At 57.9% G+C, this 19,306-nt stretch carries 18 protein-coding genes and 1 pseudogene; 11 read left to right on the top strand and 8 right to left on the bottom strand.

Annotation, left to right across the window (positions count from 1 at the left end):
- Window positions 1-175 precede the first annotated feature (175 nt).
- The 5 genes from ydcS to patD are packed head-to-tail and all read left to right on the top strand — an operon-like array spanning window position 176 to window position 5,543.
- Window positions 176-1,321, top strand: a complete 1,146-nt coding sequence (gene ydcS, locus MX657_RS12270; protein WP_119915732.1) for a putative ABC transporter substrate-binding protein YdcS — start codon at window positions 176-178, stop codon at window positions 1,319-1,321.
- 17 nt (window positions 1,322-1,338) lie between these two features.
- On the top strand, window positions 1,339-2,352 hold the full coding sequence (locus MX657_RS12265) for an ABC transporter ATP-binding protein (RefSeq protein WP_346805895.1): 1,014 nt from the start codon (window positions 1,339-1,341) through the stop codon (window positions 2,350-2,352).
- 1 nt (window position 2,353) lies between these two features.
- On the top strand, window positions 2,354-3,298 hold the full coding sequence (locus MX657_RS12260) for an ABC transporter permease (RefSeq protein WP_218726510.1): 945 nt from the start codon (window positions 2,354-2,356) through the stop codon (window positions 3,296-3,298).
- Window positions 3,288-4,094, top strand: a complete 807-nt coding sequence (locus tag MX657_RS12255; RefSeq protein WP_080329244.1) for an ABC transporter permease — start codon at window positions 3,288-3,290, stop codon at window positions 4,092-4,094. The genes MX657_RS12260 and MX657_RS12255 overlap by 11 nt, the downstream gene beginning before the upstream one ends.
- Before the next feature lie 24 nt (window positions 4,095-4,118).
- On the top strand, window positions 4,119-5,543 hold the full coding sequence (gene patD, locus MX657_RS12250; RefSeq protein ID WP_346805894.1) for an aminobutyraldehyde dehydrogenase: 1,425 nt from the start codon (window positions 4,119-4,121) through the stop codon (window positions 5,541-5,543).
- A gap of 39 nt (window positions 5,544-5,582) precedes the next feature.
- Here patD and MX657_RS12245 read toward each other — a convergent pair.
- The 3 genes and pseudogenes from MX657_RS12245 to MX657_RS12235 all read right to left on the bottom strand — a co-directional run bounded on the left by MX657_RS12245 (window position 5,583) and on the right by MX657_RS12235 (window position 6,463).
- A pseudogene (locus MX657_RS12245) lies at window positions 5,583-5,751 on the bottom strand (DUF1869 domain-containing protein).
- A 4-nt stretch (window positions 5,752-5,755) separates the two neighbouring features.
- Complete coding sequence (locus MX657_RS12240) at window positions 5,756-6,109, bottom strand: DUF1971 domain-containing protein (protein ID WP_346805893.1); 354 nt, start codon at window positions 6,107-6,109, stop codon at window positions 5,756-5,758.
- A gap of 27 nt (window positions 6,110-6,136) precedes the next feature.
- Entirely contained in the window at window positions 6,137-6,463 is a 327-nt protein-coding gene (locus MX657_RS12235) for a DUF1971 domain-containing protein (RefSeq protein ID WP_080329709.1), read from the bottom strand.
- Between the two features lie 244 nt (window positions 6,464-6,707).
- Here MX657_RS12235 and MX657_RS12230 point away from each other — a divergent pair, with 244 nt between their 5' ends.
- A complete protein-coding gene (locus tag MX657_RS12230) occupies window positions 6,708-6,881 on the top strand; it encodes a GhoT/OrtT family toxin (protein WP_042716204.1) in 174 nt (57 codons plus the stop codon).
- Window positions 6,882-6,967: 86 nt separating this feature from the next.
- Entirely contained in the window at window positions 6,968-7,723 is a 756-nt protein-coding gene (locus MX657_RS12225) for an alpha/beta fold hydrolase (protein ID WP_346805892.1), read from the top strand.
- A gap of 56 nt (window positions 7,724-7,779) precedes the next feature.
- On the opposite strand, the gene MX657_RS12220 is transcribed toward MX657_RS12225, so the two are convergent.
- Genes MX657_RS12220 through MX657_RS12210 form a run of 3 tightly spaced genes read right to left on the bottom strand, consistent with a single transcriptional unit; the run spans window position 7,780 to window position 14,283 of the window.
- Entirely contained in the window at window positions 7,780-9,954 is a 2,175-nt protein-coding gene (locus MX657_RS12220) for a virulence factor SrfC family protein (RefSeq protein WP_346805891.1), read from the bottom strand.
- Entirely contained in the window at window positions 9,951-12,932 is a 2,982-nt protein-coding gene (locus MX657_RS12215) for a virulence factor SrfB (RefSeq protein ID WP_346805890.1), read from the bottom strand. The genes MX657_RS12220 and MX657_RS12215 overlap by 4 nt, the downstream gene beginning before the upstream one ends.
- 4 nt (window positions 12,933-12,936) lie before the next feature.
- Window positions 12,937-14,283: an SrfA family protein gene (locus MX657_RS12210; RefSeq protein ID WP_346805889.1), complete on the bottom strand. Its 1,347-nt coding sequence runs from the start codon at window positions 14,281-14,283 to the stop codon at window positions 12,937-12,939.
- Between the two features lie 283 nt (window positions 14,284-14,566).
- Here MX657_RS12210 and MX657_RS12205 point away from each other — a divergent pair, with 283 nt between their 5' ends.
- Both MX657_RS12205 and MX657_RS12200 read left to right on the top strand, forming a co-directional pair.
- Window positions 14,567-16,165 carry an ABC transporter substrate-binding protein gene (locus tag MX657_RS12205; RefSeq protein WP_217478706.1) on the top strand — a complete coding sequence of 533 codons (1,599 nt, stop codon included), beginning with the start codon at window positions 14,567-14,569 and terminating at the stop codon, window positions 16,163-16,165.
- A gap of 55 nt (window positions 16,166-16,220) precedes the next feature.
- On the top strand, window positions 16,221-16,454 hold the full coding sequence (locus tag MX657_RS12200; protein WP_080329236.1) for a YdcY family protein: 234 nt from the start codon (window positions 16,221-16,223) through the stop codon (window positions 16,452-16,454).
- Here MX657_RS12200 and MX657_RS12195 read toward each other — a convergent pair whose 3' ends face one another.
- Window positions 16,455-16,904, bottom strand: a complete 450-nt coding sequence (locus MX657_RS12195) for a DMT family transporter (RefSeq protein ID WP_346805888.1) — start codon at window positions 16,902-16,904, stop codon at window positions 16,455-16,457.
- Window positions 16,901-17,419: a GNAT family N-acetyltransferase gene (locus MX657_RS12190; protein ID WP_217478704.1), complete on the bottom strand. Its 519-nt coding sequence runs from the start codon at window positions 17,417-17,419 to the stop codon at window positions 16,901-16,903. The genes MX657_RS12195 and MX657_RS12190 overlap by 4 nt, the downstream gene beginning before the upstream one ends.
- 147 nt (window positions 17,420-17,566) lie before the next feature.
- On the opposite strand from MX657_RS12190, the gene MX657_RS12185 reads away from it, so the two are divergent.
- Window positions 17,567-18,142, top strand: coding sequence for a helix-turn-helix domain-containing protein (locus tag MX657_RS12185; RefSeq protein ID WP_080329233.1), 576 nt, complete (start codon window positions 17,567-17,569; stop codon window positions 18,140-18,142).
- Between the two features lie 65 nt (window positions 18,143-18,207).
- Window positions 18,208-19,248, top strand: coding sequence for an NADP-dependent oxidoreductase (locus MX657_RS12180; protein WP_080329232.1), 1,041 nt, complete (start codon window positions 18,208-18,210; stop codon window positions 19,246-19,248).
- The last annotated feature ends 58 nt before the right edge of the window (window positions 19,249-19,306 follow it).

Here is a 19,306-nt window from a genome sequence, read left to right as displayed (position 1 = left end):
TCGCGGCTAACTCCTTGTCTATAATCCAGTTAACAGGGAATGCGTCCCCGGTCACACCTTGATGAAATTTCCTTAAGCCGTACGGTGCGGCGCATTTGCGCGGTCTACGTTTAATAAGGGAGATATTTTTACGGCACGGCTGCCGCTAAATTTCATTGCGACAGGAGTAACTCTTATGAGCAAAAAATTTGCCCGCAGCAGCCTGTGCGCGCTCGGTATGACTATCATGGCCGCGCAAGCCGCAGAACCACCAAAGGCCATTGGCGACGGGGAAGGCCGACTGGATATTATCGCCTGGCCGGGATACATCGAACGCGGACAGACGGATAAAAATTATGACTGGGTCACCCAGTTTGAAAAAGAGACCGGCTGCGCGGTTAACGTCAAAACGGCGGCCACCTCCGATGAGATGGTCAGCCTGATGGCGAAGGGAGGTTACGACCTTGTCACCGCGTCGGGCGATGCCTCGCTCCGCCTGATTATGGGCAAACGCGTTCAGCCGATTAACCCGGAACTCATCCCCAACTGGAAAACCCTCGACCCGCGCATCGTGAAGGGCGAATGGTTTAACGTGGGCGGTAAAGTCTACGGCACGCCGTATCAGTGGGGACCCAACCTGCTGATGTACAACACCAAAACCTTCCCGACGCCGCCGGACAGCTGGAGCGTGGTCTTTACGAAGCAGGATCTGCCAGACGGCAAAACCAATCAGGGACGCGTGCAGGCGTACGACGGCCCGATTTATATCGCCGATGCGGCGCTGTTCGTCAAAGCCACTCAGCCACAGCTGGGTATTAGCGACCCGTATCAGCTCACTGAACAGCAGTATGCCGCCGTGCTCAAGGTGCTTCGCGACCAGCATGCCCTGATCCACCGCTACTGGCATGACACCACCGTCCAGATGAGCGACTTCAAAAATGAAGGCGTCGTGGCCTCCAGCGCCTGGCCGTATCAGGCGAATGCCCTGAAGGCCGAGAACCAGCCCGTTGCCACCGTCTTCCCGAAAGAGGGCGTGACCGGCTGGGCGGACACCACCATGCTTCACGCGCAGGCAAAACACCCGATGTGCGCCTACAAATGGATGAACTGGTCGCTCACGCCAAAAGTGCAGGGCGATCTGGCGGCATGGTTTGGCTCGCTGCCCGTCGTGCCTGAAGGGTGTAAGGCCAGCACACTGCTGGGTGACAAGGGCTGCGAAACCAACGGCTATAACTATTTTGACAAAATCATGTTCTGGAAAACCCCCATCGCAGAAGGCGGAAAATTTGTGCCTTACAGCCGCTGGACGCAGGATTACATCGCCATCATGGGCGGTCGTTAATTGCCCGGGAGCGGAACATGACGTACGCGGTAGAATTTAACAACGTTTCCCGTCTGTACGGCGACGTACGGGCGGTGGATGGAGTCACCATTGCCGTTCGTGACGGAGAATTCTTCTCCATGCTGGGGCCTTCGGGCTCCGGCAAAACCACCTGCCTGCGCCTGATTGCCGGCTTTGAGCAGCTGTCAGGCGGCACGATATCTATCTTTGGTAAAGAGGCGAGCGCGCTGCCGCCGTGGGAGCGGGATGTGAACACCGTGTTCCAGGATTACGCGCTGTTCCCGCATATGTCGATCCTCGATAACGTCGCCTATGGGCTGATGGTGAAAGGCGTCGATAAGAAAAAACGCCATGCGCAGGCTCGTGATGCGCTGGAAAAAGTGGGCCTGAGCTTCGCCGTCGCCCGTAAGCCTTCGCAGCTTTCCGGCGGCCAGCGCCAGCGAGTCGCCATCGCCCGGGCGCTGGTGAATGAACCGCGCGTCCTGCTGCTGGACGAGCCGTTAGGCGCGCTCGATCTCAAACTGCGTGAACAGATGCAGTTCGAGCTGAAGAAACTTCAGCAGGAACTCGGCATCACCTTTATTTTCGTCACCCACGATCAGGGTGAAGCCCTCTCCATGTCGGACCGGGTGGCGGTATTCAATAATGGGCGCATCGAGCAGGTCGATACCCCGCGCGATCTCTATATGCGCCCGCGCACGCCGTTTGTCGCCGGTTTTGTCGGCACGTCCAACGTTTTTGATACAGCCCTTGCGCAGAAACTATGCGGCATGGAAGGCGCTTATTCGCTGCGCCCGGAACATATTCGCCTTAACGAGAGCGGTGAAATTCAGGTTCAGGGATGCGTGCAGGCCGTTCAGTATCAGGGGGCGGCCACGCGGCTGGAGCTGAAGCTCGCCGACGGTGCCAAACTGCTGGTGAGCCAGGCCAACCTCAGCGAGCTCTCGCCGCTGAGCGGCATTGCGCCGGGGCAGGCCGTCACGGCGTCGTGGTCGCGCGACGCCATGATCCGTCTTCACGAGGAGAGGTGAAATGGCTATGAGTGTCGCTCATCCTCCCGCCCCGCACGGTCGCGTAAGCCGCATCACGGCTCTGTTCTGGCGTAAACCGTCGCTCGGGCTGTTCCTGCTTCTGCTTGCACCGCTGATGTGGTTTGGCATCGTCTATTTAGGATCGTTGCTGACCCTTTTGTGGCAGGGTTTTTACACCTTTGACGATTTCACCATGGCAGTCACGCCGGATCTGACCCTGGCGAACATTCTGGCGCTTTTCAACCCGGCAAACTACGACATCATTCTGCGCACGTTAACGATGGCGATTGCGGTGACGATTGCCAGCGCGATCCTGGCATTCCCGATGGCCTGGTACATGGCGCGCTACACCCGCGGCAAGTGGAAAGCGTTTTTTTATATCGCCGTAATGCTGCCAATGTGGGCGAGCTACATCGTCAAAGCCTACGCCTGGACGCTTCTGCTGGCGAAGGACGGCGTGGCACAGTGGTTTCTCAACCATCTGGGGCTGGAGCCTATCCTGACCTCGATCCTTACGCTACCCGCGGTTGGAGGCAACACCTTGTCCACCTCCGGGCTGGGACGGTTTCTGGTCTTCGTCTACATCTGGCTGCCGTTTATGATCCTGCCGGTCCAGGCGGCGCTGGAACGCCTGCCTGCCTCCTTACTGCAGGCATCTGCCGATCTCGGCGCGCGTCCTCGTCAGACATTCCGCTACGTCGTTCTGCCGCTGGCTATTCCGGGCATTGCCGCGGGCTCGATATTCACCTTTTCCCTGACGCTGGGGGATTTCATTGTGCCGCAGCTGGTGGGGCCGCCGGGGTATTTCATCGGCAATATGGTCTATTCACAGCAGGGAGCGATTGGCAATATGCCCATGGCCGCCGCGTTCACGCTGGTGCCTATCGTGCTGATTTCACTCTATCTGGCGTTCGTGAAACGTCTGGGAGCATTCGATGCACTCTGAACGCGCACCTCTGTTCCTGAAAGTGGCAGCCTGGGGAGGGGTGATCTTCCTGCATTTCCCGCTGCTGATTATCGCAATCTATGCCTTTAACACCGAAGACGCAGCCTTCAGCTTTCCGCCGCAGGGGCTGACCCTGAAGTGGTTTAGCGTGGCAGCGGGGCGTGGAGATATCATTGAATCCGTGACGTTGTCACTTCAAATTGCGGCACTCTCCACCGCGATCGCCCTGGTGCTTGGCACGCTTGCTGCAGCGGCGCTCTGGCGAAGCGAGTTTTTTGGCAAAAACGCGATCTCGCTGTTGCTGCTGCTGCCGATAGCCTTGCCGGGGATCATCACCGGCCTGGCGCTGCTGACCGCGTTCAAAACGATCGACCTTGAGCCGGGTTTTTTCACCATCGTGGTCGGACACGCCACGTTCTGCGTGGTGGTGGTCTTTAATAACGTGATCGCCCGATTCAGACGCACTTCCTGGAGTCTGGTCGAGGCGTCGATGGATCTCGGGGCTGACGGGTGGCAAACCTTTCGCTATGTGGTGCTGCCCAATCTGGGTTCAGCGCTGCTGGCGGGGGGAATGCTGGCGTTTGCCCTCTCGTTTGACGAAATCATCGTCACAACGTTTACGGCGGGACACGAGCGCACGTTACCGCTGTGGTTGCTCAACCAGCTTGGCCGTCCGCGCGACGTGCCGGTCACCAACGTCGTTGCACTGCTGGTGATGCTGGTCACAACCATCCCCATTCTGGGAGCCTGGTGGCTAACCCGCGACGGCGAGAACATCGCCGGTAGCGGGAAATAACATTGATTTGAACAGGACAATGCTATGCAAACACATCTGCTGATAAAGGGTGAACTGGTTGCCGGAGAGGGAGAGAAACAGCCGGTGTATAACCCGGCCACCGGAGAGGTGCTGCTGGAGATTGCTGAGGCCTCAGCGGCTCAGGTCGACGCGGCGGTTCAGGCCGCCGACCGGGCTTTTGTGGAGTGGGGGCAAACGACACCGAAAACGCGCGCCGAGTGCCTGCTAAAGCTCGCGGATGCCATTGAAGCGCATGGGGAGGACTTTGCCCGGCTTGAATCCCTCAACTGCGGGAAGCCGCTGCACTGTGCGCTGGGCGATGAAATTCCGGCAGTGGTCGATGTTTTCCGTTTCTTTGCCGGGGCCGCGCGCTGCCTGAACGGGCTGGCTGCGGGCGAGTACCTGGAAGGCCACACGTCGATGATCCGCCGCGACCCGGTGGGCGTGGTTGCCTCTATCGCGCCGTGGAACTACCCGCTGATGATGGCGGCATGGAAGCTGGCGCCTGCGCTGGCGGCCGGTAACTGTGTGGTCATCAAACCTTCTGAAATCACGCCGCTGACGGCGTTAAAGCTGGCGGAGCTGGCGAAAGATATCTTCCCGGCTGGCGTTCTCAACGTGCTGTTTGGCCGCGGTAAAACGGTGGGCGATCCGCTGACCGGGCATGAAAAAGTGCGCATGGTTTCGCTGACCGGGTCGATTGCTACCGGGGAGCATATCATCGGCCACACGGCGTCCTCCATTAAGCGCACCCACATGGAACTGGGCGGTAAAGCGCCGGTTATCGTGTTCGACGATGCTGACCTGGACGCGGTTGTCGAAGGGGTGCGGACGTTTGGTTTCTACAATGCCGGGCAGGACTGCACGGCGGCCTGCCGTATTTATGCCCAGAAGGGGATCTATGCCCAACTGGTGGAAAAGCTCGGCGCCGCCGTCGCCAGCCTCAAAATGGGTGCCCCGGAGGATGAGTCTACTGAGCTCGGTCCGCTGAGCTCCGCTGCCCATCTTTCACGCGTCTGTCAGGCGGTTGATGAGGCGAAAGCGCTCGGCCATATCCGCGTGGTGACGGGCGGAAGCAAAAAAGAGGGAGCGGGCTACTATTTCCAGCCAACCCTGCTGGCCGGGGCAAAACAGGAGGATGCCATCGTTCAGCGCGAGGTGTTTGGCCCGGTGGTGAGCATCACCGAATTCGACGATGAAGCGCAGGTACTGGCCTGGGCGAACGATTCGCAGTACGGCCTGGCGTCGTCAGTCTGGACTCAGGACGTGGGCCGCGCCCATCGCCTGAGCGCACGCCTGCAGTACGGCTGCACCTGGGTGAATACCCATTTTATGCTGGTGAGCGAAATGCCGCACGGCGGCATGAAATTGTCCGGCTATGGGAAGGATATGTCGGTGTACGGGCTTGAGGATTATACGGTTGTCCGGCACGTGATGATAAAACACTAGAAAATCATGCCCGGCTGTTTGCATCGCCGGGCGTTTGCTTTACCAGCCACACACCTCGTGCTCATGCGCGGACGGTATTTACCAGATCTTTCACTACGTCTGCGGCGACGTCGGGGATGAGCAACTCCATCGGAGCCTCTGTCTCATAATCCACCGAGACGCCGTTGCTGTTGTTGGTCACGGTCACTGTGTACGTTGCTTTGCCCACGCGGTTACTCCTTATGTGTATTGACCACTTTGCCGATGCCTGCGCCCTGAAGCGTAACGTCAGGATCGGCAAAAAAGTCGATATTGAACCAGGTATCGTCGGTCAGTAGCTCAATGCGGTGCCATTTTTCCGGCGGTGAGATGCCAAACGATCCGGCTTCAATCACCAGCTCAAGATCCGGTTCGGTCGCGTCAGCGTCAGGGAAGCCAAAATAGCGCACCGCCCCCTGCATCACCGACAAACGGCCATATACGCTGGCTTTAGTATTGTGGTGGGTGAAAAGGGCTTTTGGTGCGGTGTCTTTGTTCCAGAATGGCGTGGAGCGGGTATGAACAAAATTCTCAGGGATACGTAGCATAAGGGTTACCTCGTAAATAAAAGCCGCTTAAAGCGACTTCAACACCTCTGGTTCGACGAAAAATTCGATATTGAACAGCGTGTCGTCGCTCATTACCTCGATGTGATGCCATTTCTCAGGGGGAAAAACACCGAAGTGGCCAGCCCTGATAATCAATGTGCTGTCGGGCTCAGGGGCATGCTCATCAGCATAACCCAGGTAGCGGACGGCACCCTGCATAACGGACAGGCGGGGATAAACGCCCGGACGGGTACCCGTGTCGAGATGACGCTGAAAGATCCCGGCGGGGGCGGTGTCTTTATTCCAGAAAGGGGTGGAGCGGGTATGAATACAACTCTGCGGAATGCGTAGCATATTGCCTCCCATGTATGTCTGCCTTTATTAGACGCCTTTGCGGAAGAGAAAATTTATCAAAAAGTGCATTTAACATGCATCTTATCAATAAAGATAATAGGTGGCTCCCCCTGTTTGTTATACAAAATACTCAGTTGTTATTAGCCTTAATATTTAAGTGGTTATTATGTAATGAAAAAACTTGATCTGTATCAACATATGACGCATATTGCGTGCGGTTATTTTTTCGACTCTGGTATTAAGAATGACGTTGTATCAAAAGATGTTGGTTTTTTACGCAATCATGGCTTCCCTCTGCGCATTAATTACCTGGTTCCTCTCCAAAGACCGCAAACGCATCCGTCTGCTCAGCGCGTTTCTGGTGGGATCAACCTGGCCGATGAGCTTCCCCGTCGCGCTCCTGATCTCGCTTTTCTGAAGCACGCTTCCATTTTTAAAAGATGATTATGGCATTCCGGATATGATGACTGTATAAATACACAGTGCATCGTAAAAGGAGTGCTTATGAACAGTTTTTACTCGCAGCAAGCGGGTTGCACCGTCCGCTGGCATGATTTGCCCGGCTCAGGCGATCCCGTGGTCTTCATCCACGGATTGGGCTGCGCCTCTTCCTATGAATATCCCCGCGTCGTTCGTGACCCTCGGTTTGACGGGCGCAGAACGATTCTCATCGATTTACCCGGCAGCGGTTACAGCGATAAGCCTGAGCACTACAGCTATAAAACCACCGATCAGGCGCGCGTTGTGGCGGAGCTAATTGACCATCTTAAACTGGATGCCTTCTGGTTATATGGCCACAGCATGGGCGGCAGCATCGCGATAGAAACAGCGGGGCTGCTGGCAGCGCGCGTTAAAGGCCTGATCGTGTCGGAGCCCAATTTTCACGCTGGCGGTGGCATGTTCAGCCGGTCTATTGCGGCGCAAACCGAACAACAATTTGTGATGCAGGGTTACGGTGACATGCTCCGTGCAGAAAAAACGGCGTGGGCCGGGTGTCTGCAAAGTAATGCACCTTATGCTGTCTGGCGCGGCGCATCGAGCCTGGTGGCGGGCGTTAAGCCGGACTGGGAAACGCAATTTCTGTCGTTGCCTTGCCCGGTGACGTTGATTTTCGGCGAGCTCTCTCTGCCGGATGACGATGTGGATCGTCTGAAGCAGAAGGGCGTTGAGGTCAAAATCATCCCTGCTGCGGGGCACTCCATGTCGTGGGAAAACCCGTCGGCACTGGCGCAGACGTTAGCGGAGTGTATGGCGGCGTAATTATCGTTGCGGAATGTAGGCCGGGCAAGCGCAGCGCCACCCGGCAGGAAAGGCGGCTACTTGATTAATGCCCGTAGTGCCCGACGTGCGTCAGGCTCAACATCATGCGGGTTCTGATAATCAATGTTCTCTATTGCCCTGCTATAGAGCGCAACCAGCCAGTCGTAAACGTACGCCGTGGCCGCATGAACAGGCTGCTCCCCAAGACGCGTCAGGCGCGGCGCGGCACTGCTAACAACGGGCGTAACAAAGATTGCCTGACCTTTGCGGATGCGGCTTGCCGGACGCTCAGCTGACGGCGTCTGGTCGTAACCCAGCCAGCCAACGAAATTGCCCAACACGGCATGCAGTTGCGCAGCACTGCTTTTATCCGCGTCGACAATGCGCCGTAGCTGCTGAGGCAGATCCAGCCGGTAGCTGGTCACCACCAGAACATCCGCGATGTGCTGCAACATTGCCGTCTCAAGCCCAAGCCGCGCGGCAGCGGCCTCGTTGCGGCTCCACTGACGCAGATGATTTATCCAGACTCTGTGCGCCAGACGCGCTTTGTCTTTTGTCTGATGCAGGCCAGCATTTTCCTGAGGAGTATCGGCGAACAGGTCAATCGCATCCGTAAACAGTCCGTTGACCTGCTCCTCGCGAGGCTGCTGTACGGCCAGCAGTGCCTCAAACGCTTTCAGGGGCGGAAGAAGACCTTCCAGCAGCTCGCCGTGGCGGGCGGCGCTGCTTTGCAGCGTGCGCACCATGTTTTCGGCCTGAGCACGCCGGGTGCCTGGCTCCTCAACCAGCGGGGCCAGATAACCCTGCATCAGCGCCGAGAGCTCCTGGCGCAACAGGCCTTTCAGCGAGCTGAGACGCTTCTGCCGCTGGGCGGGTAGCGTCGCCTGCGACAGCCATTCGACAACGCGCAACAGGCTGTGGCTGTCCAGCGCCTGCAGTGTTCCCCAGTGCAGGCCTGGCTTGCCCAGCAGATGCTGTACGGCTTCATCGAGATTCTGTCGGGTGGTGAAACGAGCGTCATGCGGGGTGATCGCCCACACCAGACCCGGCAGGGCAGATTCCTCGGAAAGCTGGGTCTCTTTGACCCAGTTCGTTAACGCTTTTGCTTTTTTGGCCGTCTGCTCGTGATGCGCTGTCACATTGCAGATAACCAGGACATCGGGCTGCAGCTGCTGACGGTAATGCTCAAGCAACCACGGGTATTTAGCCTGCAGCAGCGGATCGGCACGGCTGTCTTCAAAGACAGGAATATCAATAATGTCTACGTTGTCCAGCGCGCAGTTCTCAACAGGCAAAACCAGCTCGCGGGTCAGGAAGGCAAGCACGTCGACGGGGACGCTGATTGCGTTGAGCAATTCGCCGTCATTCAGCGGATGCAGCAGCGTCTCCTGGGCTTCCTGTTGGGTTAAGGTGCCGTGTGTCAGGAACCCTTCTCCGGGCAGGCCAAAGCTGTCTACCAGCAGGCTCAGCGGCGCGGCCAGCTCGCGCGCATGGCTGGTCTGATGCAGCACGTGGGCGAGCTTCAGCCACTGCTGGGTTAACTCCTGTTGCTCACCCCACAGCAGCGACCAGACGCTGGCGCGGGTGCTGAGATCGAGCGATGGGACCAGCTGGGCAAACTGATGCCACAGGGCATCATCAATTTGCTGTTTCGCGGCGGGTACCGTGCTTTGCCAGAAACGCGCAATTGCACCCACTTCCTGTGCCGTGATACCGGGCACGCTCTGAGGCTGGCGCAGGCCGCGCCATTTCTCCAGCCGCGTTTCAATCACTGCCTTATCCACCGCGCGAATCTGCGGATGCAGCGTCGTGCGGGCAATAAACAGTTGTACCAGCTCGGCCTCGGTGACCAGGCTCAGGCGCAGGGGGAACGCCTCATCCGTTACCTCCGCGTTTTCCCGTGTGAAGCGGATAGCCATGTTGGTCAGGGCGTGTCCCGGATTGATATGCGAGAAATAGTCAAAGGTGCGCTGGCCCGGCGTCACGTTCAGGCGACCGTTGCCGCTGCCGCACAGCGACTGCAGCAGGTGCGCTTTGGCGCTTTGCGAATGACCGTAAAGCCCAATGCTGCTCCGGCGGATCAGGGCACGTTCGATCGCCTGCTCCCGCGCCTGCACCGCGTTAATGCGAGCAAGCAGGGCGTCAGCATCGTTATCCAGCAAAGGGGCGTTGAGGCGCGTCTCATTAATCCACCCGATTAAGGCCTGAGTGGTGGTGGTCGTCGCTGTCATTTCAGGTATACGCTCCCGCTATCGATCCAGTAGTGGCTACCGCTGTGTCGGCGATCGGCCAGAGTATTCAGTTTGAAGGTTAACGCGTCAGGCGCAACCGGTGTGCCGTCCTGCAGCCAGGCATCGCTCAGCTCGAAGGACTCTGGGCCTTCCTGCTTGCTGCCGCCGCAGAGCTTAAGCCGCACGTTCAGCACGCCGTCGCCGGCAATCGCTTTTGCCAGTTCAGCCGAGTTGATGCTGAGCGTATAAAGCGGCGTGGCGGGCCAGCGCGCGTTCGCCAGCTGGCGGAAGCCGAGGGTGACGTTACCGCGCAGCGGGAAGTGCAGCCGCGCGTCGAGCTTCGCGCCCGGCTTATCCAGGTCGATATCCTGATACCAGACGTTCTCCTCACGCAGGGTATTGACGGTGTTATCCAGCACGCCGAGATACCGCACGGTGGAATACGCGCCTATGTCCGCGGCTTTAAAGTTGAAGCGCGGCAGACGCAGGTCGAGCGCCAGGCTGCAGAGCATGGCCCCGACCGCGGCGGTCGATTTCGGGTTGCCAATGCGTCCCTGCTGGCTGAACGGATACCATTCATGAACCTGGTATTTGTCCAGCCAGACGATGCGGTTGACCGGCACCGGCTGCAGGTGTCGAATCAGCGCCTGAACGCCAGGCAGGCAGCCAGGACGCCCGGTGATCAGCAGAACATCGCAACTGTAGTGGGAAATCGCCTCGCACACCGCGTGGAGCGGCGAGGTGAGCGTAAACTGGCCGGCCAGCATCGCATCCTGCATTTCGCGGAAGTTCACGTGCAGCGGCACGGCGAACAGGTCGAACGCCTCTGAGCCCGCCGGCAGAGCATGATCGATTGCCTGCTGGAGATAATTCATCACGTTGCGGGTTGGTTTCTGCGGCAGGAGCTCCCCGAAGGTGGCATGCAGGCCCGCCAGCGGATCGTCGATGTCGCTGGCTTCCCACGCGGAAAGAATGGCATGACCAATCGGCATAAAGAGCTGAAGCGCCGTTTGCTGGCGCAGTACGGCCTGGGTATCAATGCGGCCAGAATCACCGAACAGCGACGCCATCAGCAGCGAGGCGTCCGCAATGCCTGATTTCTGCAGCTGCGTTTGCAGGGCGGGCAGAACATAGCGCTGAATCACGTCCAGCAGGGTATCGTCGCCCGCCACTTTAAACCCTTCGCGGAACAGCAGCTGCGGCGTGATTTTGACGTTATTACCGGAGCCGTCATCAAGTTGGTAATGGGTTATCGCCATATCCGTGGTGCCACCGCCGATGTCGACAGACGCGACGCGTAAGGCGCGCCCCGGCTGCACGCCCGGTTCGGGTTCACGGTCCGTGCGGGCGAGAGAGGCGAAAAAGGCTTCCGTCTGGCCGCCAAAACGGGAAATCGCTTCGTTATACAGCCAGACCAACTGACCGCAACTGGCTTCATCCCACTCCATCTGGATTTCAGGGACCGGCACCACGCTTTTTTCCTGCTGTTTGCGGGTGGCAAAATCCTCGTCCTGCGGGTGCCAGCCCATCGCTTTCCAGACGATGGCAATGGCTTCAAACATGCGGCGACGGAAAATCTCGCGCTCCTGCTTCGGCATGGCCGAGGGCAGGGTCAGGATCAGGGTGCGCAGCTGGCGCGGCGAGGCCGGGAAGCCCAGACGCAGGCGGGTTGCGACGCTGTTGATCTGCCCCAGCGCCTGCGCCAGCAGCTCGCACAGCATGTGCGTCATCAGCGTGCTGCGGCTGTACTGCGGCGAAAAGACCGGCAGACGCTCATCCTGCGGCAGCGTAAACAGCGGCTCACCGTCATCGTTCATCAGGTTCATCAGCGGAAACGCCGTGGCGAGCGGTTCACGCTGGGTTTTGCCGTTCATCTGGCTAAATCGCCAGTCCTGCACAACCGGCGTTTCATCCCACAGGTAGCGGCGCGGGCTGGAGATACCGCTGTTGCCTTCGGTTCCCAGGCGTTGCATCGCCAGCTTGCGGGCCTCATCACCCACGCGAACAATCGACGGCCAGACAAACGCATCTTCGCGGCCGCTTTCCACCGAGAAGTGCTGCTTGCCGAAACGCGCTTCGGAGAATTCGAGACGGCTGGTGAACAGCGGTTCGTTGAGGAACTGCGGCTCGCTTAACGAACGGACCTGCAGCTCGGCGGTCTGCCGCAGCCCGTCGTTTGCATCACCGTGGTCTTCGATAATGACGCCGCAGGTGTGAGTGTTGCCCACGTCGAGGATCAGATCGACAGGAATGGCTGGGGTACTGAGCGTATGGGTGACAAATTTCACCTCCGGCACGGTAAGCTGTTCACCGAGCATGGTCAGTACATTGAGCCAGTGGGCCTGATATTCAAAACTGCGCATCGCCTGATGCAGGTCACGTTCAGAGCGGTTTTCTACGCCGTCGGCATACTGGGTAAATGCCTCGCGCAGCCAGCCGTCAATCCAGGTCTGGTCGAGGAAGCTTTCTACCTCATTATCGCGCCAGGCCAGCGCAAAGCGGGTTCCGTTCAGGATATCGTTTTCAACCGGCGACAGGACGGAGGTGGCATGCTCCGCGATCTGGCTGTCGAGCGCGAGGGTGACGCGGTGGGTGTTGCCAGCCGTGTCGGGCTTATCGAGCTTGCGCACCTGAACGCGCGCCCAGTTATCCGGTCCTTCCACAAAGGTCCGCGGCGGGTTGAAGCGCAGGAAGGGCAAGGGAAGCCAGACGCCGTCCAGCACCGCAAGGGACTGATTCAGCGGTATGGTAGTTTCCGGCTTAACCACTTCAGGCTGCCCGCCGTTCGTCCCCGGCAGGGTATAGCGCCCGTTCACCAGGTCGAAATCGAGTCGCAAAAGGGGGCCGTTCGCGGTTTTACGTACGAAGCGCCCGTTGCTGGCGGTGTCCTGCGGCGTCAGGCCGAAATCCAGGAACTGCACGCCGCTGTTGGCGATAAGCGTGACGCTTTGTTTATAGTCGCAAAGATTTACCAGCATAGGATCAGGCACCTGCTTTTTTGAACGTCAGTGGAACGACGGTGTTGGCATCATAGCGAGCGCGACATTCTGCGATATCGCTGGCCCCGGCTTTACAGGCGACTTCCGGCATCGGGTAGCGGGAACCGTCGGTGCAGCGGGCATGACCGCGACTTTTAATCATCAGCTCGCCATTGCTGTGCAGCCCGGAGAAGATCTCGGCGCGGCAGACGATGTTGTCGCCGTGCACGACGCGGGCGAAGCCTTTATTGTTCTGGATTTGATAGCGCATTGACGGCGGTTTGCCGGTTATCGGATCTTTCACGTCCAGGATGGCGCGCCAGGTGCCGTTGAGGAAGCGCGTTGAACCGGCTTTAACCTGACTGGCTTCCATCACCATGGCATCTTTCGGGATCGCGACAATCACCACCGGCGCGGCTTCAGGTGCAGGCGCGGGTTCTTTTTCTTTGCTCGCCACGACCTCAGCCTGGTGCAGCGGTAAATTCATGGCCAGCGGCTCCACCGCTTTGATCGGTTTTGGTGCGATAGCCACGGGCTCAGGAACCGGTGCCGGAGCAGGCTCTGCCGAAGGGGCCTGTTTTGGCCACAGCAGCGGCGCGGCAACGGCTGCCACAATCACGGCGGCAACCGGCAGGGTCCACAAGGGAACGCGACGCTTTTTCGTGGCGGCAACAGGCGCTGGCTCCTGAGCAGGTTGCGCAACAACCGGCGCGGGCTCCGGCTCATACAGTTCTTCCGGCGTAATACGCACGGCGGCGACGGGCGCAATCAGCGGCTCGTCTGCTTTTTCAAAGGTGATGGCCGGTTCGGGCTCAGGCTCGGGCTCGGGCTCGGGCTCTTCAATGATAACCGGGGCAGGCTCAGGGATCAGCGATTCACGCAAACAGTCGAGCACATCGTCTCGTGCGTTTTCATTCAGGTTTACAAAGCCCCAGAAGCAGAGGATCGGCTTTCCATCGATCAGATAAACAAAATTCTCGCCGGGAAACTGAAACGCCTTCGACAGCAGAGATCCGAAAAGCTGTTGTGCCGTTTTGGGCGACTGGAGGCATTTTTTGCTTAATGACTCAACGCTGGCAAGCGTACTTTCCAGATAGCGCAGGGCGCGATAGCGGTCGTCTTCACTGGCTGCCTTCCAGCTGGTGACGCTTCCCTCCACCGGAGAATACCAGTCTACGCGGTCGCCGCTGTCGTTGACCTGAGGAATAGCCAGACAGTCGACAATGGCCTGCTGTTTGCGCAACCGGAGCGCTTCCCGGATTTGTAACGCTGATTCAAAAACGGCCTGTCCGCCGCCGCCAACGGCCTGAAAATCATCCAGATTACCGCTGCGTAAAAGAGTTTTTGCCACGATTTGATCCCATATACTTCTTCACACCGTTACTTTAACCAAACGAAGAAGCAAACAAACGGAGGAAGAGACGCTAAAAGCGCCGATTTCTTGCGGCATAGATCGTGACGGTTGTGCTTGACGAATAACGGGCCTTAAGGCAAATCGCCTTTTTCTGCACTGGCGGCAAAACCAGCAAAAAAAGCGGCTTTAGAATAACCTGATAGTGTTTCGTTATTTGCCAGGTCATAACGGCTGTGCTGTTATTACTGTCCACTATAATAAAACCGAAAGGGTTATAACCATGTCTACAGGGAAAACGCTGCTCGCCCTTGCGCTGAGCGCTCTTTTACCAGCCGGTGCCGCATGGGCGGCAAACAACGACACCCTTATTTACTGCTCGGAGGCATCCCCCGAGTCATTCAACCCGCAAATTGCCAGCTCCGGCCCGTCATTTGTGGCCAGCTCACAGGTGCTGTACAACCGCCTGATCAATTTCGACCCGGTGAAAAATACCCCGGTACCGTCACTGGCGGAATCCTGGACGATTTCGCCGGATGGAAAGACCTATACGTTTACCCTGCGTAAAGGGGTGAAGTTCAACAGCAATAAATACTTCAAGCCAACCCGCGACTTTAATGCCGATGACGTTATTTTCTCGGTGATGCGTCAGAAAGACCCTAAGCATCCGTACCACAATGTCTCGCAGGGCAACTATGAATACTTTAATGACGTCGGGCTCGACAAGCTGATTCAGGACGTAAAAAAGGTTGATGATTACCACGTCCAGTTCACCCTGAGTGAACCAAACGCCGCGTTCCTGGCTGACTGGGGAATGGATTTCGCCTCGATCCTCTCCGCCGAATACGCCGATGCGATGCTGAAAAAAGGCACACCGGAGAACGTGGATACCTGGCCGATCGGGACCGGGCCTTATGTGCTCCAGCAATACAAGGTGGATTCCCTGATCCGCTACGTCGCTAACCCGAACTACTGGGATGGCGAGGTGCCGACCAAACATCTTATCTTCTCCATCACGCCAAACGTGGAAACCCGTCTGGCCAAGCTGCAGACCAACGAGTGTCAGATTATCCCTGCGCCGTCTCCGGTCCAGTTTGACGTGATTAAAAAGAACAAAGACCTGACGCTGCACTCGGTCGATGCGCTGAACGTCGGCTATCTGGCGTTTAACACCGAGAAAAAGCCGTTCGATAACGTACTGGTGCGTCAGGCGCTGAACTACGCGACCGACAAGAAGGCTATCGTCAATGCGGTCTTTATGGGATCCGGTACGGTGGCAAAATCGCCGATCCCGCCAAATATGCTGGGCTTTAATAAAGATCTGCAGGACTACAGCTACGATCCTGAAAAAGCAAAAGCGCTGCTGAAGCAGGCCGGGCTGGAGAAGGGCGCCGAGGTCACACTGTGGTCAATGCCGGTTCAGCGTCCATATAACCCTAACTCACGTCGTATCGCGGAGATGATCCAGAGCGACTGGGCGAAAGTCGGCGTGAAGGCCAAAATTGTCTCTTATGAGTGGGGCGAATACCTCTCCGGGATGCGCAAAGGCGAGCACGACTCGGCGCTGTTTGGCTGGATGTCCGATAACGGCGACCCGGACAACTTCGCCGATGTGCTGCTGGGCTGCAACAGCATTAAAACCGGGTCAAACGCCGCGCGCTGGTGCGATAAGGGTTATGATGCTCTGGTGCAAAAAGCGAAGCTGACCAGCAACCCTGCCGAGCGTGCGAAACTGTACGGCCAGGCGCAGGAGATTTTCTACCAGCAGGCACCGTGGATCGCGCTGGCAAACGGCAAAACGTTCTACGCGACCCGCAGCAACGTGACCGGATACAGCGTAAGCCTGATGGGCAGCGATTTCTCTAAAGCGAAGTTGAACTAAGCATTTATTGCCGGGTAAGGCGAAGCCGCCACCCGGCAATTCACAAGGAGTGACAATGTCACATTTAAACGAAGTTATCGCCCGCGTGGATGCTGCCATTGAAGAGAGCGTCATCGCCCACATGAACGAACTGCTGATTGAACTGAGCGATGATGCCGATCTCAGCCGTGAAGACCGTTACGCCCAACAGCAGCGTCTGCGTACCGCGATTTCGCACCACGGTAAGCAGCACAAAGAGGAGATGGACGCGCGCCAGGAACAGCTGACCAAGGGCGGCACCATACTGTAATCAAAACTGACGTCGCGCCACCATCCAGGCTCCGACGACCAGCATCACCGCGCCGCATACCGGGCCGATCAGGGCGCGCAGAGGAATGCCGTTGCTTCTCAGCACGTCTATGACCAGCCCGCCAATCAGCTGGCTTGCCACCAGTACGGCGATGGTCGTTGCTGCGCCAACGTGCTGATACCCGCTGATGCTGGCAAACACAAAAAACGACCCCAGCAGCCCCGGGATTAGCGTCCACCAGCGCACCGTTGCGGCCAGTTCACTGAACCCGGCGAAGCCCTGTTTCAGCAGCAGAATGCTGACAAACAGCACAATGCCGACCAGGGAGTTCAGCAGCATTGCGATAAGAATGGTGGAGGAGGACTGGGTGATACGCACCATCAGGGTGTTTTGCACCACCAGACCGATTCCCGCCGCCACCAGGAACGCCAGCGTCAGCGACTGATTCATGGGATCGCGTCCGGGTCGCTGCGCTCATCCAGCTGCAGCTGCATAAAGGTTAAGTCCAGCCAGCGGCCAAACTTGGTTCCCACCTGCGGCATTTGGCCGGTGGTCACGAACCCGAGCGTTTCGTGGAGGTGAATGGAGGCCTGATTTTGCGCTTCAATGCCGGCGACCATCACGTGTTTGCCAATGGCGCGGGCTTCGTTGATCAGCGCGTTCATTAACGTGCGGCCAATGCCCTTGCCCTGGTGATCGGGGTGAACGTAGACCGAATGTTCGACCGTATGACGGAAACCGTCGAAGGCCCGCCAGTCACCGAAAGAGGCGTACCCGGTGATCGTACCGTCTTCCTCACACACCAGAACCGGATAACCCGCGAGCGTGCGCGCCTCAAACCAGGCGATTCGGTTATCGGTATCGACGGTCTTATCGTTCCAGATCGCGGCAGTATGCAGCACCGCGTGGTTGTATATCTCTCCAATTGCAGCGCAGTCTTCTTTGCAGGCATGACGAACGATCATGATTAAACCTCAGCGAGTTGTTCACTATAGTATTACGTTACTGCTACGATATTACACAAGTGTATCGCATGTGCGCTACGTTATAAGCCCTAATTTTTGTTATCAGAACCCCATTGAAAAGGCATTCATACACTATAGTATGACGTCATGAATACAATAACAGACACAATGAATCAGCGTATTAGCGCCAGAATTCGCCTTGAGCGCGAATCACGCGGCTGGTCTCTGAGCGAACTGGCTGAGCGGGCTGGCGTTTCACGCGCCATGATCCACAAAATAGAGCGCGGCGACAGCAGCCCGACAGCAACTTTGCTTGCCCGCCTGTCAGGCGCGTTTGGGATCAGCATGTCGACCCTGATTGCCAGAGCTGAGATGCAAGAGGGAAAACTCCTGCGTCTGGCGAACCAGCCCGTCTGGCGCGATCCACAAACCCACTATCTTCGTCGCCACGTATCTCCCCGTACCGATCTGCCTATCGACCTCGTTCAGATTGAGCTGCCCGCGGGGAGCGACGTCCCGATGCCGGCATCGTCCTACGCGCTGGCGCGGCAGCTGATCTGGCTGCAGTCCGGCGAGCTGGTATTTCAGGAGGGCGATACCCGCCATGAGATGAAAGCCGGAGACTGTCTGGAGCTGGGGCCGCCAAACGACTGCCGTTTCATCAACGAAACGAACGAAACCTGTATCTATCTGGTTGTACGGCTTAACCAGTCTGGCTCGTAATGTTAAGGCGATAATGCCGATCGTGAGCCAGGCTGTAATGACATTTGTACCAGAAGGAGAACCCGATGAATCACTCTGTTTCGCAAAACCGCCGCTGGGTGCTGGCCTCTCGTCCACAGGGCGCGCCGGTGGCGGAGAATTTTCGTCTGGAAGAACAGCCTGTTCCGGCACCTCAGGCGGGGCAGCTGCTGCTTCGCACCGTCTGGCTGTCGCTGGATCCTTACATGCGGGGCCGCATGAGCGATGCGCCATCCTATTCCCCGCCGGTTGAGATTGGTGCGGTGATGGTAGGGGGAACGGTTAGCCGTGTCGAAGAGTCAAACCATCCAGACTTTAAAGCGGGTGAATGGGTGCTGAGCTACAGCGGCTGGCAGGAGTATGCGCTTTCGGACGGCAGCGGCCTGGTCAAGCTGGGCGATAATCCTTCCCATCCCTCCTGGGCGCTGGGCATTCTTGGGATGCCGGGCTTTACCGCCTATATGGGGCTGCTGGATATCGGACAACCGAAAGCGGGTGAAACGCTGGTGGTCGCCGCAGCGACGGGCCCGGTTGGGGCGACAGTCGGGCAGATCGGTAAAATCAAAGGCTGCCGTGTGGTCGGGGTAGCCGGTGGGGCAGAAAAATGCCGCCACGCCGTTGAGGTTCTCGGGTTTGACGTGTGTCTGGATCACCACGCGGCGGATTTCGCTGAGCAGCTGAAACGCGCCTGTCCGAAAGGCATTGATGTCTACTATGAAAACGTCGGCGGGAAAGTGTTTGACGCCGTGCTGCCGCTGCTGAATACCTCTGCGCGCGTGCCGGTTTGTGGCCTGGTGAGCGGCTACAATGCAACGGGGCTGCCTGACGGACCAGATCGTTTACCGCTTCTGATGGGTACCATTCTGAAGAAACGCATCCGGATGCAGGGCTTTATCATTGCCCAGGACTACGGCCATCGCATTCATGAGTTCCAGGAAGAGATGGGGCGCTGGGTGCAGGAGGGCAAAATCCACTACCGTGAACAGGTCACCGACGGGCTGGAGAACGCCCCCGAGGCGCTGATTGGCCTGCTGGAAGGACGAAACTTCGGCAAAGTCGTGATTCGCGTCGCGCCTGACAATAAATAAACAGCAATATGACGGGGTTTCCCGTCATATTTATTTGTGAAGATACGATATATTGTCT

It is taken from the genome of Enterobacter chuandaensis (genome assembly GCF_039718975.1).
In the GTDB taxonomy this organism is placed as follows: Bacteria; Pseudomonadota; Gammaproteobacteria; order Enterobacterales; family Enterobacteriaceae; genus Enterobacter; species Enterobacter chuandaensis.
This window is presented reverse-complemented; position numbering and strand designations above follow the sequence as displayed.

Coding starts and splice junctions, on each gene's coding strand:
- ydcS (WP_119915732.1), top strand. CDS start 176: ATGAGCAAAAAATTTGCCCGCAGCAGCCTGTGCGCGCTCGGTATGACT.
- MX657_RS12265 (WP_346805895.1), top strand. CDS start 1,339: ATGACGTACGCGGTAGAATTTAACAACGTTTCCCGTCTGTACGGCGAC.
- MX657_RS12260 (WP_218726510.1), top strand. CDS start 2,354: ATGGCTATGAGTGTCGCTCATCCTCCCGCCCCGCACGGTCGCGTAAGC.
- MX657_RS12255 (WP_080329244.1), top strand. CDS start 3,288: ATGCACTCTGAACGCGCACCTCTGTTCCTGAAAGTGGCAGCCTGGGGA.
- patD (WP_346805894.1), top strand. CDS start 4,119: ATGCAAACACATCTGCTGATAAAGGGTGAACTGGTTGCCGGAGAGGGA.
- MX657_RS12240 (WP_346805893.1), bottom strand. CDS start 6,109: ATGCTACGTATCCCTGAGAATTTTGTTCATACCCGCTCCACGCCATTC.
- MX657_RS12235 (WP_080329709.1), bottom strand. CDS start 6,463: ATGCTACGCATTCCGCAGAGTTGTATTCATACCCGCTCCACCCCTTTC.
- MX657_RS12230 (WP_042716204.1), top strand. CDS start 6,708: ATGACGTTGTATCAAAAGATGTTGGTTTTTTACGCAATCATGGCTTCC.
- MX657_RS12225 (WP_346805892.1), top strand. CDS start 6,968: ATGAACAGTTTTTACTCGCAGCAAGCGGGTTGCACCGTCCGCTGGCAT.
- MX657_RS12220 (WP_346805891.1), bottom strand. CDS start 9,954: ATGACAGCGACGACCACCACCACTCAGGCCTTAATCGGGTGGATTAAT.
- MX657_RS12215 (WP_346805890.1), bottom strand. CDS start 12,932: ATGCTGGTAAATCTTTGCGACTATAAACAAAGCGTCACGCTTATCGCC.
- MX657_RS12205 (WP_217478706.1), top strand. CDS start 14,567: ATGTCTACAGGGAAAACGCTGCTCGCCCTTGCGCTGAGCGCTCTTTTA.
- MX657_RS12200 (WP_080329236.1), top strand. CDS start 16,221: ATGTCACATTTAAACGAAGTTATCGCCCGCGTGGATGCTGCCATTGAA.
- MX657_RS12195 (WP_346805888.1), bottom strand. CDS start 16,904: ATGAATCAGTCGCTGACGCTGGCGTTCCTGGTGGCGGCGGGAATCGGT.
- MX657_RS12190 (WP_217478704.1), bottom strand. CDS start 17,419: ATGATCGTTCGTCATGCCTGCAAAGAAGACTGCGCTGCAATTGGAGAG.
- MX657_RS12185 (WP_080329233.1), top strand. CDS start 17,567: ATGAATACAATAACAGACACAATGAATCAGCGTATTAGCGCCAGAATT.
- MX657_RS12180 (WP_080329232.1), top strand. CDS start 18,208: ATGAATCACTCTGTTTCGCAAAACCGCCGCTGGGTGCTGGCCTCTCGT.